This window comes from Dermatophilus sp. B7861-1, assembly GCF_058996045.1.
In genome coordinates this window covers 1328150-1342905 of record NZ_CM180082.1, presented here as the reverse complement: position 1 = coordinate 1342905, position 14756 = coordinate 1328150, and the positions used below count along the sequence as shown (strand labels likewise).

General features: G+C 60.6%; 6 protein-coding genes. All 6 read left to right on the top strand.

Features of this window, described 5'->3' with window-relative positions; all coding sequences use genetic code 11:
* Window positions 1-190 precede the first annotated feature (190 nt).
* From AC2T9U_RS05985 to AC2T9U_RS05960, 6 genes are read left to right on the top strand one after another with little or no spacing between them, the layout of a single operon-like run.
* Window positions 191-4708: an amino acid adenylation domain-containing protein gene (locus AC2T9U_RS05985; protein WP_493695512.1), complete on the top strand. Its 4518-nt coding sequence runs from the start codon at window positions 191-193 to the stop codon at window positions 4706-4708.
* On the top strand, window positions 4705-5481 hold the full coding sequence (locus AC2T9U_RS05980; protein WP_493695511.1) for a thioesterase II family protein: 777 nt from the start codon (window positions 4705-4707) through the stop codon (window positions 5479-5481). The genes AC2T9U_RS05985 and AC2T9U_RS05980 overlap by 4 nt, the downstream gene beginning before the upstream one ends.
* Window positions 5474-7120 carry a phosphopantetheine-binding protein gene (locus tag AC2T9U_RS05975; protein ID WP_493695510.1) on the top strand — a complete coding sequence of 549 codons (1647 nt, stop codon included), beginning with the start codon at window positions 5474-5476 and terminating at the stop codon, window positions 7118-7120. Before AC2T9U_RS05980 ends, AC2T9U_RS05975 begins: the two co-directional genes overlap by 8 nt.
* Entirely contained in the window at window positions 7117-8220 is a 1104-nt protein-coding gene (locus AC2T9U_RS05970; protein WP_493695509.1) for a saccharopine dehydrogenase NADP-binding domain-containing protein, read from the top strand. Before AC2T9U_RS05975 ends, AC2T9U_RS05970 begins: the two co-directional genes overlap by 4 nt.
* Window positions 8217-9329, top strand: coding sequence for a Gfo/Idh/MocA family oxidoreductase (locus AC2T9U_RS05965; RefSeq protein WP_493695508.1), 1113 nt, complete (start codon window positions 8217-8219; stop codon window positions 9327-9329). Before AC2T9U_RS05970 ends, AC2T9U_RS05965 begins: the two co-directional genes overlap by 4 nt.
* Complete coding sequence (locus tag AC2T9U_RS05960; RefSeq protein ID WP_493695507.1) at window positions 9326-14752, top strand: non-ribosomal peptide synthetase; 5427 nt, start codon at window positions 9326-9328, stop codon at window positions 14750-14752. The genes AC2T9U_RS05965 and AC2T9U_RS05960 overlap by 4 nt, the downstream gene beginning before the upstream one ends.
* The last annotated feature ends 4 nt before the right edge of the window (window positions 14753-14756 follow it).

Genomic DNA, 14756 nt, shown 5'->3' with positions numbered 1-14756 from the left:
GCTCGCGAGGCGGGAGCTCCCTGTGGGTAGGTAAAGCTATCCTAAGTGAGCGATTGAGGGGTTCTATTTCCGTATAGTTAATGATAATGGTTCTAAATATGAACGTTATTTCTCGATACTCGGCGCGCCCATGACAGGCAATAGTTCCGAACCCCTCACGCCACCCCCCGAGCACACAACCCAGGAGCCAATGAGTCCGCTGCAACGGGCCTACATGGTCGGCCGACTGCACGACCTACCCCTTGGCGGACAAGAATGCCTGGTCTACATCGAATTCCGAGGAGGTGAAATCGCTCAACAAACTCTTCAGCACGCCGTCGATGTCGTGCATGGTCACGCGGCGCTACGAGCCCGCTATAACCCCGAGCACATGATCATGGTGGACACCAACGTGCCCCCTCCACAGGTGAGGGAATACACGATCGGGTCGCAGATCTCACACCGCGCCGACGTGCGCCGGATACTGATGCAAGAAACCATCAACATCGAAAAAGGACGCAACTGGTCAGCGGCCATCAGCAGCGGCCCTGACCACGAACAAGTCATCCACCTCGTTTTTTCCCTTGCCGCAGTCGACCTGGCCGCAGTTGGAGTCGTCCACGAACATCTGGCTCGCGTGTGCCGTGAACCGGACTACACACCAGCCATGCCAACAACAATCGCGCAGGTATACCAACAACACCGCGAGCGCACCTGCCCCCGGCCGCGTACGCAGCAAGCCGATAAGCCCGCCATGTTGGATGGCCCCAAAATTGACGGCCTTATCTCCCCGACACAGGCTGCGACAGACATGACCACGCTGCGTCACTATCTCTCGCAAGAGCAGTGGCAACAGCTGGAGCAGCGAGCAGACGAACACGGCGTCACTACTGCTGCGCTGGTGTTGACTCTGTATGAACGCGTGATTCGACGTTGGTCACACAACCTAGATTTCTGCGTCACCATCGCCGCGCTCAACGTGCGGGGAACTGAAGACATGGTCGTGGACCGCACCTGTGCCTACGCCCACCGTGCTTACGACGGTGAAACTTTCGCAGAAGAACTTGCTTGCGTCTCAGCTGAACTGCGTCGCTGCTTAACGGAGCAGTGCGATGCCATGGCCGAAATGCGCCAGGCTCAAGTGCTTGACCAGCCAGTGGAACCAAGCCGATTTGTGTTTACTTTTGCGCCGGCAACAAACATGTTTCCGCCGCACGCAGTCCGCACACTAGGGACACCAACCACCTGGGCACAGACACCCCAAACTGCTTTCGATTTACGCATCGCCAGGGTTGATCACGACACGATTGAAGTAGCCGCCGATGTGCGGGATGTGGCCCTTCCCGCAGATGTGAGCGAGGGTATCTTCACGCTGCTTCTCGAACAGATCGACGACGTGATCACTCACGGGTCCCCACGTGCCCAGGTTCCTCGCGAACAGGCTCGACAACGCGCTGCAGCGAACGCGAGCCAGCCGTGTACACCCCAGCTCCTGCATGGGGGCGTGCGCGCGCATGCCCAGCACACCCCACATGCGGTGGCGCTCGTTGGGCCCGATGGAGAAACCGTCACCTATGCACAGTTGGATGCTCGAGCGCGGTCAATAGGGGCGAAGATCGCCGCAGTGGCTGCCCCAGGCAGCTTGGTGGCCGTTCAGATGCCTCGCAGCGTTGAACAGATCGTGGCTCTCGTGGGCGTGCTGTACGCCGGATGTGCCTACTTGCCGGTGAGTATTGAGGCTCCACAAGCCCGCGTAGAACGGATTCGTGAACGCTCAGGTTGGGCGGCTTTGATCACAGCCGATGGCGGAGACCTTGCCGGTGTGGATGCTGCGCCCCTGGAAGAGCCGGTGCCTGTTGATCCAGAGTCATTGGCGTATGTGATCTTCACCTCCGGGTCCACCGGGGAACCCAAAGGGGTTTCGATTAGTCACCAAGGGGCCCGAAACACTATCGATAGCCTGCGCCAGCGGCACAACATCGGCACCGGCGACACGCTACTTGGCACTTCCGGTGTCGATTTTGACCTCAGTGTTCACGATGTGTTCGGTGCTTTCGCTGCCGGGGCGCGGCTAATCGTTGTTGATGAAGCCGACGCCCGGGACCCTTTCACCTGGGCCGAGCTGGTGAAAACACACGGCGTGACTATCTGGAACAGCGTTCCCATGCTGTTGGAGATGCTGGTAGCTACCGGTGAGCAGTTACCCACGCTGCGCCTGTTCCTTGTTTCCGGGGACTGGATTCCCCTGGACTTGCCGTCCCGGTCACGGGCGATGTCGCCAGGATCGACGTTTGTGGCAATGGGTGGAGCAACCGAAGCCAGCATCTGGTCTAACGAATACGTCATTACAGGTGAGATACCGAAGCATTGGCCATCAATTCCCTATGGGCTGCCCTTGGATGGGCAGCAGTACCGGGTCGTTGATGCCCGTGATCGTGATGTGCCTGATGGGTGCGTCGGTGACTTGCTTATTGGTGGAGCTGGGGTAGCCAACGGCTACTACAACGACCCAGAGCGCACCGAGGCATCGTTCTTGACTGATCAGGACGGTGTGCGCTGGTATCGCACTGGCGATCTGGGCTTGTGGGCTGAAGGACTCGTGTTCTTCGCTGGGCGGCGAGACACCCAGGTGAAGGTTCGCGGGCACCGCATCGAGTGCGCTGAGATCGAAGTGTGCCTGAGCAACCTGCCAGGTATCGGCCGTGCTGTTGTGGTCCCGATCCGGAATCGTTCTGCCCTGGGAGCTGCGCTGGTGCCTCACGAACAGGCACAGGTCGACGTGCCCGCGGCACTAGCCCACGTTGCCCAGCAGCTTCCGCATTACATGGTTCCAGCCAGCGCCATCATCGTCGATGACTTGCCGGTTACGTCGAACGGGAAAGTGGATCGGGCTAGCCTCATCGACTGGATCGAGCGAGGTTCTGACCTGCAGGCTGTTGAAACGGTTGATGCCGACGATGACTTGGCGCTGGTGTTGAAAGTCTGGGCTGATGTGCTCGGCGTGCCGGTGCCAGCTGCAGGTAACTTTTTCGAGCTCGGTGGTGATTCGCTCACCGCTACCCGGATGTGTGCGCAGCTACGCAGCCACGGGTTTGAGGCTCAGCTGACGTCTTTGTTCCGGTACCCGAACGCTGCTGCCTTCACTGCCGCGTGCCAGCAGCACATCGAAGGCACCGCCACTGACGGTAAAGCTGAATCAGCCCAGCAGCGCGGAGAAGACCACGCGCACAGTTGGCAAGAGCTCGCCGCTGCGCAGGAAGTCAGCCTTGACACGCTCGGGCTAGGGCAGTGGTGTCGCTGGATGTGGAGCCAGGTGCTGGCCGATGTGGCTGGCAACGAGATCGAAACAGTCGTGGAAGATGACAGTGACTTTTTTGAGCTCGGCGGTGATTCCCTCAAAGCGGCGCGGCTGTGCGCTGACCTGCGCATGTCCGGAGTGAGCGTGACTGTGGCAGATGTGTTCCGCCATCCACGGTTCGCTGATTTTGTTACCCGCTGCACCCTACTGGAAACGGACCACGTGGAGCAGAGTGCCACCATGGTTGGCTCCGTAGAGCAAGCGTTCCCGCTGACACCGCTGCAATTGGCCTACGCGCTGGGAGCAGATGGTATTCCTGGAGTGATTCGCACCGATCCATGCGTTGCCGTGATCGTCTCGAGCACAGACACAGCGGTGCAACGACGTTGGCGCGTGGCGCTGGAAGCTGTGGTCGCACGCCACGACATCTTGAACCTGGTGCGCTCGGGTGATTTTGAGCAGCGTGTGGCTCCCCGCAGCACGCCAGAATTCGTCGAATTGTCACTGCCGATGACCGACGAACAGTTCCGTGCGCTGCTTCAGCAAATGGATGTAAACATGCAGGCCAGCCCGGCAGTGCGAGGGGTGGTGCGCACAGACCGACCCGATGAGCTGGGGTTGGTGTTCAACTATCTGGCGCTGGACTCTTCCAGCGTGGCGATTATTTTGCGTGACTTCGCCCAGATCGCCGCAGGAGCAGACCCAGGCACAAGCACAGTCTCGATCGATGCTTTCCGCGCCTACGTGGACCAACCCCCGGCGCCGACACAGGCTGCTCTTCCACCGCCGCCGCAGATCCCGGTCGGTGCGGTGCCTACTGAGCCAGTCACCTTCGTTTCAACAGGCCAGGTACTGACCGCGGATGTGGTCCAGGCATTGCAGCTGCGCGCCCGCGAACACGCCGTCACCGTCAACAGCATCGTCCTGAACTGCCTAGCGCAAGCTGTGACATCGGTGAACGGACAACAGTGCGTGACGATCAACATTCCCACTGCGCACCGTCCTGCCAACGCCGACAACGCTGTGGGGCAGTTCAGCCAGCTGGCGCTATGCACGATCGAGCAGAACATGGGGTGGGAACAAACCCATGCCGAGCTTGGCCGGGCCGTAGCCACAGCAGGCCAGCTCAACGTGCAACGCACCACCGGCCGGCAACGCTACCCACTGGTGTTCACCAGCCTGTTGGGCAGCGCATTGAGCCAACCGTTAGCTGACGGCCTCGTCCACACAGTTTGGACACACACCCGCACCCCCGCGGTCTTGATCGACTGCCAGGTAACACCGATGCCTGGTGGGCAGATTGAACTGCGCTGGGACATGCCCGCAGGCGTGGTAGATGCACAGTTCACGGACGCCGCGTTCAGCACATTCGTGTCCTTGGTCAAGCAAAGCGCCGAGGCAGAACCAACCTCAGTGGAGGAAGCCTCGTGAGCCTCATCACTGCCCTGGGCGCCTCGGCAACCAACAACAGCACTACCCGAGTAGTGCTGTTTCCACACGCCGGTGGCACCCCCCGCTCTTATCGGCACATCGCCGCAGCCCTACCGAACATGCGCGTAGACGCAGTGACCTACCCCGGCCGGGATCACCTGCTAGACCGCCAACCTGCTCCCAATGTCGAAGCGATCGTTGCCGAAGTAACCCAGGAGCTCAGTAGCCACACCGATAACACCGATCTGCTCATTCTGGTTGGGCACTCCCTGGGCGCATTCATCGCTTACGAAACCACCGCAGCACTGGAAGAACTACACCGACCGCAACGAGTCGTTTTGGTTGCCTCCGGTCAAAACCCGCCGCTGCCACGCAGCAGCACCGCCACTACACCCACCCCAACGGAAGACGAAGACATCATCGCCGACATCGTCAGACAGAACCCCGCAACAGCTCAGGTGTGGGCCGACCCGCATCTTCGCGAGTTCTTCCTACCTGCCGTGCGCGCCGACTATCAGCTGTTGCACAGCTACGTCCCCTCTGGACGCCTCGTCGAGCAAATCCACGTGGTCGCCCCCCGCGACGACGAAGAAATCGACCATGAGCTCATCGACCAGTGGCAGCGATTCTCACGCCATGAGGTGTCCATGACTGAAGTTCCCGGCGGACACATGTACCTGGAGAACAACGGTGACCTCTTAGCCGAGGTGATCCTGGCGGCCAGCAACAACAGCACCGCTGACGAACACACGAAGGCGGCCCACCATGCATGAGCTCGATCTGTTCACCCCACAGCAAGCCCAGAGCATCGATGCCATCCTCACCGGCACCGGCCGACGAGCAGTCGATGCCGCCGCAGTGCTCCTGCTCGAAGCAGCACAACAAACCTGCGCAGAAACGCTCACAGCGCCAGTTGGCGCCGCCGCATCAACCGGATCGGTGATCTCTCGCGTACTGGCATTCACCCTGCGCACTGACACCGGGGTGCAGCTAGCGGCAGCCGACGGCACCCCCTGCTGGCGAGTGGAAACAACCAGTTCCGGGTCAGTGCGAATCGAACGGGCCCCCCAGGGGCCAACCGTTATCGGACTCAACACAGCGGTACTCCAAACCACCCGCGACCTAGCACGATGGCTCCTCGAAACAGACCCCCAGCGGTGGATGCAGCAGCTGCCTTACCCGCGTGAAAATGCGTGGCGGCGCCGTCTCGAGGACGAAGCGATCACAGCCGAACACCTGCTGTGGCAGTGGCTGCACCTTGACAGCCTTCCTGATGCCGGTGTCAGCGCAGCTGCGTGGTGGGAACACCTGGGGTACAGCGGTGATCTGGGGCTTCTGCGCGAGATCTGGATTGATTGGTTGCTCAACACAGGCACCCTGATCCTTGACGAAGACCGCCTACGGCCAGGAACACGTAAAGGCACGTTTTCACAGGTCAGTGACCCCGCTGTGGTGTCACTGACCTGTTCTTTTGAGGCCCACCATGACCTCATTACGCGCATACTCACCGGGCAGGCTTCAGGCTTGGCCCTCCTTGACATCCCCGAACTACGACCCGCCAGCATCGCTGCTACAGACCCACCCCTGAGACCTGTGTGGGATGACATCGCAGCCATGGTTCAGCGCGCAACCTCCCAGGCACCGGAATCCACACTCACAGTCGCTGATGTTGGGGGATCTCTTACCGACAATCAGCAACTGCGCGAACAACTCCTACAAGCAGGAGCCCACATCGTGGCCGTACCAGCCGGGCGCCCTACCCAGGAGAACGTCGAAGCCGACATCGCTCTCGCAGTGCAGACGCTGCATCGCTGGGCAGACCCAGCCCAAGCAGTCCAGGACGTGGCACGCAGCATGAAACCCGCAGGGCACCTTCTCGCCGTGGAAACCACAACAACCGGACCTCTTGGCCTGCTCATAGCAGGCCTGATCGAGGGTGGATTCATCGATGCGCACGGCGCCCGCCGTAACACCCCCGCACATGATCGCCACACGTGGCTTAAAGAGCTGGAACGCGAAGGAATGAGGTGCATGTGGGCTACAACTGGCTCAAACCCCACCGTGGTCATCACTGCGCTATCCACCCAGCAACCCACCGCAACAAAGACCCCCACACCTGCAACGAGGCAGGCCAGCCCGCCCAGCACTCCCACAGAGATCGAACTTGCCCAGATATGGGCGGAGTTGCTGAAAACACCACCAACCAGCATCGAAGACTCCTTCTTCGAATTAGGCGGCGACAGCCTGCTAGCAACCCGTCTGGTTTCCACAGTGCAGCACCGATTCAACATCACGCTGCCTATGCGAGAGCTCTTCGCCGACCCCCGGCTAGCAGGCGTTGCCCAGCGAATCGACGAACACGCCACCAACGGACTGGATGCAGATACGACTATCGACGAGGGAGTCTTGTGACCAGACGAGCAGTAGGAGTTATTGGAGCTTCTGGTGATATTGGCCAGCGAGCAGTTGAGGCGTTACTGCGGCTGGGAGCACTCACCATTTCAGATCTGACACTCGCGGGACGTCGAGTAGAAAACATTCCGGCCCAACTACATGGACAGGCAACGCAACGCCGAGCCCTAGATGTCACAGACACCGCCGAACTAGCGCGATTCGCCACCGACCATGACGTCGTGCTGGACGTGACCGGACCAGCTCACCAACGCGCCCTGAACAGCGCCGCCGTGATAAGCGAACACGGCACTCACGTGGTAGCTGTCGGCGGCCCAGCAGATGCCCGATCCGTGCAAAACCTGCACATCCCGAAAAAAACAACAGCGTTGTTCTACGCCGGCGCGATCCCTGGGGCCTCCGGCATTATCCCGCGGGCACTGCTGCAGCAGTGCCCCACCGCCAGGACCTTGGAGGTCATGGCTGGCGGGGTAGGGGCCTTCACACTCGCTGGTGCTGAGGATTACCTTGCCGGGTTAGCACACGGAGATGTCGAGCCCATGGCTGCCTGGCGTGAAGGGGCAGTTCGTTCCGGGGCAGCCACTCGTATCGAACAGGTACGGCTTGCGGAGTTCACCGACCCCGTATCGCTGTTCCCATACTGCGACCTGGAGGGGCAAGTAGTTGCACAAGAACACCACCTGACAGAAGCCACCTGGTACAGCGTCATGTCCGGTGAGGGAATCGCCGAAGTGCTACAGGTCGCCGCTGGCATGGGCATTAGTGCAGGGGCGCAACGGCTACGGGACGCCAGCATGGCTTTGGCTGCGGGGCGCCGCGTGCACGTCATGATGCGTGCACGAACTGAGGATCAGCAGCTGGTGCTCCGTGCGCCAGGGGAAGCAGTGTTGGCCGGATGTGTGGCTGCGGTGGCAGTCAACGAAATCCTGGCTGGTCAGGTCGGCGCGGGTGCTGCCATAGCCGCTCACGCTCTGGACCCGCAACGCGTCGTAGCGGCGCTATCGATAGCTGACCAGCGCGTAACAGTTACCCGAAGCTGCGTGGACTTCGGGGCAACAGCAGAGGGCACCGGCGTTGATATGGATGAGGGAGAGTTGTGAACCGACAACGACGTGTAGTGATTGCTGGCTCCACGTTTGGGGCCATGTACGCGCGCGCGGTGAGCACGATGCCGCATGTAGATCTTGTGGGCATCCTGGGGCGAGGGAGCCAGCGTTCAACGGCTCTGGCCCAGCAGTGCGAGGTGCCGCTGTTCACCTCACCAGCGCAGGTACCTGACGATGTGGATTTGGTGTGTGTCGTCGTCCGTTCCGGTGGGGTCGGGGGATCAGGAACACAATTGGCGACCAGTCTGCTTGAACGTGGCATCTCAGTTTTGCATGAACTGCCTGTTGGCCAAGCCGACGCCCGCACGCTGGTTCGCGCGGCCCGTGCCGGTGGGGCGTCAATAACGATCGCTGATCTGTACCGCTGGTTGCCCGCGGTACGGGCATTCCGCAACGCCGCGCATGAACTCCTGGCCCACGAGGACGCCCTAGCCATCGAGGCGTCGCTGTCTATCCAACCTGCCCAAACTCTGGCGCGCATGCTCTTGGATTTGGGGATCAACTCCAGACCAGTCGATATGACCGTCACCGGGTCATTGGTCAGCGGCACTCTCGGATCGACACCGGTGACGGTGCGGTACGCGACAGTGCTCGATGACCGCGACACCGACAACAACGTGCGCTTCCCCTCGATGTCGATCCACACCGGCAGCGGCACCCTTTGCCTGCGAGACGTTCACGGCCCGGTCCTGTGGACCCCCACGCTGCATCTACCGGAGGGGCTGTGCAGCGACCCCCAGATGAGCGCAGCCGACACGATGATCGACTCCACAACTATGGCGCTGTACGAACAGCCAACAACAACCGGGGCAGCTCTGCGTGACCTGTGGCCGGTAGCCATCGCACAACAAATTGACCAGGCCCTGACACAGGCAACCCATGGCGGTATGACCGCTACGCACGCCCAGCAGGTACTCGCTGTTGCCTCCTTGTGGACGGCGTTGTCCAGTGGCCTAGCTTTCCCTCCTTCGGTCCCTGCGGTCGACCTTCAGGCTCGCCGCGCGCTCGCTGAGCGCATGTCTGCCGCTGCGCGCCAGGGGAGTACCGATGAAACAGAACCGTATTCGTTGACCGCAGCTTCTGAGAGGGGCGTTCGCCTGTGATCCCTACCCGTAACCTCATCGATGTGTGGCGTGCCCAAGGAATTGATCTGTGGGACGACGATGGCCGGCTTCGGTACCGCGCACCGCGCGGAGTTGTCACTGCCGAAACGCTCCAGGAACTGAAGGCACGTAAGGACGAAATCTTGACGGTGCTGCGCGCTGACCGCGGCCCGAGCGCAGATAGTGAACACCGCTACGACCCATTCCCGTTGACGGATGTGCAGAGCGCCTACTTGATGGGCCGTTCGGGAGCTTTTGACCACAGTGGCGTGGCCTGCCACCTCTACTGTGAGGTGGACTATCCCCGGCTGGAGATGGAGCGTGCCTGCACTGCGTGGCAAGAGCTTGTCCGTCGCCATGACATGCTGCGTGTGCGTATTGACCCGGCTGGCTATCAGCAGGTGCTTGCTGATGTTCCGCCACTACCGATCACCGTGTCTAAGCTGTCTGACGCACAAGAATCGACTCGGGTCGAGCACGTGCAGCAGGTTCGTGCAGCGATGTCGCACGCAGTGCACCCAGTGGGGCAGTGGCCGATGTTCGCGGTGGCTTTCACGCAACCGCATGAGGACGATCCCGATGGCACCACGCTCATGCATGTCTCGTATGACTTCCTGATGGGAGACTGGGCGAGTTTGCTTAGCCTGCTTCGCCAGTGGGAGGAGCTGTACAACGGTGCAGAAGGTGCACAGCGCTCGCCGGTGCAGTTCCGGGATTTCGTGGTGTGGGAACGTGGGCAGCGGGAAAAAGCTCCTTACCGTCTAGCCCGCGACTACTGGCTGCAGCGAATTGATGAGCTGCCTGCCGCTCCCCAGATTTCTTTGAGCGAGCGTGAAAGTGATTCGGCTTGCTGGTCAGGCATTGAGGCCCTGATCGCCCCCGAAGCATGGAGCACGATCCGTTCACGGGCGCAGGCCGTGGGGTTGACGCCTACGGCGGTGGTGCTGACGTGTTACGCCGATGTGTTGGCGCAGTGGGCGCAGGATCGGCATTTCTGTTTGAACTTGACGGTGCTTGATCGTCCCGCTGAGGTTCCAGGCGTTGATGAGATCATCGGCGACTTCACGACGGTCACTTTGCTGGAGGTGGGGGGCACAGCTGGCTCGTTCACTGAACGTGCCACGCAGGTGATGCACCAGCTTCTTGAGGATCTAGATCATCGCGCATTCAGTGGCGTGGAGGTGATGCGGGAGATTGCGCGTAGGCGTGGCCGGCAAGCCGCAGCGATGCCGTACGTGTTCACAAGCGCTATCGGCGTGGGTAGCCAAGATTCGGCTGAGAGGCAGCGGGGCAAGATTGTTCACAGCATCAGCCAAACTCCGCAGGCGGTGTTGGACTGCCAGGTGATGGACGATGCTGATGGGTTGCACATCCACCTGGATGGGCGAGTTGGTGCGCTGCAGGAAGCAGTACGCAACGACATGGCCGAGGTGCTAGTTGCCGCGTTGGAGAAGCTGGCCAGCGATGAGGGCGCATGGGATGCGTTTTCGCCGGTGGGGCTTGCCCAATGGCAGCAAGTTGAACGCGATCACGCCAACAACACTGCCCGGCATCAGGTGGAGGGCACTTTGCATGGTGCTCTTGCGCGTGCGGCTGCAGGTGCTCCGAACGCTCCTGCGGTTATCAGTGATCAGGTGTGCTGGAGTCACGCCCAGTTGCAGCAGTACGCGCTGACTGTCAGTGCAGCGTTGCGGCAACGTGGCGTGCAGCCAGGAGATCGGGTTGCGGTGTGTGTGCCGCGCTCGCCTGAGCAGATCGCAGCAGTTCTTGGGGTTCTTGCGCTGGGGGCTGCGTATGTGCCGATTGATGTACGCCATCCTTCGGGGCGTCGGAGCATGATTGCGCGCAGCGCCGAAGTTCGGGTGTTTATTCATGACGCCTCGACTGCGCTGGAGCCGTTGGACGGTGTTACGGCGGTTGAGTTGGCTTCGTTGCTCACCGGTGAGGCTGGTCAGGCTGCGACGTGGGTCGCCGATGTGGGGGACCCGGATGATCTTGCGTACGTGATTTTCACTTCGGGTTCGACGGGTACCCCTAAGGGGGTGCGGATGAGTCACCGTGCTGTGCTCAACACGATCGAGGACGTGAACCGTCGGTGCGGTGTTGATGCTGCAAGCCGGAGCATCGCGATTGCTGATCTGAGTTTCGATCTGTCGGTGTACGACATTTTTGGGCCGTTGAGTCAGGGGGGCGCGGTGGTGTTGCCGCCGGCGGAGGCCGTACCTAATCCTGCTGCGTGGTTGGCTGCTGCTGCGGACAACGGCGTCACCATTTTCAACACTGTCCCGGCTGTGGCGCAGATGATGTTGAGTGCGGTTGAAGGTGGCGCGTTGCCTCCGGCGGGGGTTCGTACGTGGATCCTTTCTGGTGATCGGATTCCGCGGGATTTGGTGCGGCGGTTGCATGAGGTGTTCCCGGGCACGGTTTTTGAGGCTATGGGTGGCGCTACTGAGGCTGCTATCTGGTCGATTGCGCACCGTATTGACCTTGAGTGTGTTTCCGGTGAGGTGCCTTATGGCACTCCGTTGGCGAATCAACGCTTCGCGGTGATTGATCAGGCTGGTCAGGATCGGCCAGTGGGGGTCAGCGGGGAGATTGTCATCCTGGGTGCGGGTTTGGCGCAGGGGTATGAGGATTGTGCGCAGACCGAGCGGGCTTTCGTTGATGATCCGGTGCGGGGTCGGTTCTATCGCACTGGTGACGCGGGCCGGTATTTGCCTGGCGGTGAGATTGAGATTGAGGGTCGTTTGGATGACCAGGTGAAGATCCGGGGGCACCGGATCGAACTTGGTGAGGTTGAGAGTGTGCTGGTCGCTGACCCGTCGGTGCGTCAGGCGGCGGTCGTGGTTGCGGGTGAAGGCGCCCAGCGGGCGTTGCATGGTTTCATCGTTGCTGAGCCGGGCAGTTCTGATGCTGCTGGTGAGCCAGTCGTGCAAGCCATGGAGGAGGCTGCGGCGCTGGCTGCAGATGTGGTTGATTGCACCGATGCTGAGGGTATTGCTGCGTATGCCACGGCGATGGAGAAAGCGTGCGTTGCTTCCATTGTTGAGGTGCTTAGCCGTGTTGATGCTGGTTTGCCCGTGGCGGCAGCACATCAGTGGATTGTTGATATGTGGCGGCAGACGTTGGCTGTATGGCATCCGCATCTGTTGGACGGCGGTAACCAGGCGGCAGTGAATCTTGGTGCGGCTGAGGTGCAGCGGTTGTGGGAGGAGGTGGAGCAGCTCAGCCCGCGGGGCGCGGATTATCGCGGTGTGACTGCGTATGTGCGCCGGTGCGCTGATGTTTTGCCGCAGTTGCTTAGCGGGGAGCAGCGTCCTTCAGATTTGTTGTTCACCGACGGTGTGGATGACAGTTCTGCGCAGGTGTATCGCAAACGGTTGAGCATGCGTTGGGGAACTGAGACTGTCGCTCATCTAGTGGAGCGGGTGGTTGAGGAGGATCCGCAGCGCCCGTTGCGTGTTCTCGAGATTGGGGCGGGTACGGGTAGTACTACTGATGCTGTGCGGCGCGGCTTGGGCGATCGGCCGTATGAGTACGTTTTCAGTGATCGTGCATCGTTCTTCCTTGATGCTGCCCAGCAGCGCTGGGCGGGTGATCCGCGGATGACGTTCACGGTGTTTGACCTGGATAAGGATCCGGTTGAGCAGGGAATTGAGCTTGGATCATTTGATCTTGTGTGTGCTTTTGGGGTGCTTGAGAATGCTCGGCATATCCCGCGGGCTCTGGATCGGGTGGCTGCGTTGGCTCGCCCCGGTGGGGTGGTCGTTATTTCTGAACCGGTCGGGGTGCAGTGGTGGATCATGGTTTCGCAGATCTTCATGATGACGCGCCCGGAGCCGTCGAGCCGCCCTGAGGGAGTCCTTTTCCCTGATGGCATCTGGTGGTCTGCTCATATTGGGGCAAGCACGGGCAGTGATGTGGCACTCACACCTGCGGCGGATAGTGTGCTGGCCCCTGAGGGGTTTGGTTTGTTTGCTTCCCGTGTGGGATGTGCTGCGGTGGATTGTCAGGTGCAGGATCAGTCCATTCTGGCCGAGGCGCGCCAGCAGCTGCCTGAGGTGATGGTTCCGGTGAGTCTTCGCCGGTTGCCTCAGCTGCCGTTGACTCCCAATGGCAAGGTTGACCGGCGGGCGCTGGTTGATCTGACAAGAGCGCAGGAGGCGGGGCGGCCTGTACAGCCACAGCCGCAAGAGAGTCTTACGTGTGATCTCACGGAAGCAGCCGCTACGTGGGCGCAGCTGCTTACGCAGCTGTGGAAGGAGCACCTCGGCTCAGACAGTGAGCTGAGCTGGGCGGTGAATCCGTATGATCTCGGTGCGAATTCGGTCTCGGCGGCGGCGGTGTCTACCCAGGTTCGGGACCGGTTGGGCGATGGGGTTTCTTTCGAAGCAGTGTTGCGGATTTTGTTGACTGCTCCAGATATTGCTGCAACAGCAACCGCCCTGGAGCGTCTGGAAGCAAACTCTGATTCCACGAGTGAGTCGGCTTTGGCAGAGGCTGGTCAAGATCAAGAGCCGGTGCAAGTGATAACGCTGGGTGAGTCGACTGCTGCGCCAGCGGTGACCACTGTGGTGTTCTCCGACTCATTGGCCTCGGCGGATTCGATGCGGCCATTGCTGCGCAGACTGTGGCAGCACCCTGATGCCCAGGAGCTGTTCGGCGCTGACGGTGATGTGCGCCTGGTTGAGGTGCCTGACGATGAGTGGTTCTGCTCTGTGCCAGCTGCAAGCGTGATCCAGCAGATAGCAGCCAATGTAGCGGCTTCTCTCGAGCAGACAGGTGCTCAGGAGTACTGCTTGATTGGGTATAGCTTTGGCTCGCTCGTGGCTATCGAGGTGGCACGTCATCTGATCGAGAATGGTTGTACGGTTCGGCCTCTGGGTCTGATCGATCCTCATGTTGTTCCAGCGGGTATTCACGATCGCCTAGCTGAGGTGATGTTTATTACTTCGCTGGGGGCGCAGACGCAGATGTTGTTCCCCGATGCGCCCCCGTTGGTGACTTTGCTTGATTCGGTGGTTTCGGATCCTGCTGCTCATCCGGATGCTGCAGCGTTCTTCGCTTCATTGGATGCGTTGTCTGAGCAGGATCGGTGGGAGCTGTACGCAACGGCGGTCTCTACTTCGCATCGGCGAGCAGTCTGTGACCTGCAACGTATGTGGCGACGTTATCGACACACAATGAACTCCGCTATGGAAGAGCCTGCGGATCTTGTGGTCGATGCGGTGATCATCCAGCCGTGCGATCACCTCGGTTTCCGCCCTGGGGCGCACGACGAATTCTTTGCTGTGTGGCAGGAACGCTTCATCGGTGATATTCACCGTGAACACGTACCAGGTAACCATTTCACCCTCGTCACTGGTGAATTCGTATCTACTACGGCGCAGGCTTTAACTGCTGGTTATCGAGCTCTTGTGTAAAAAA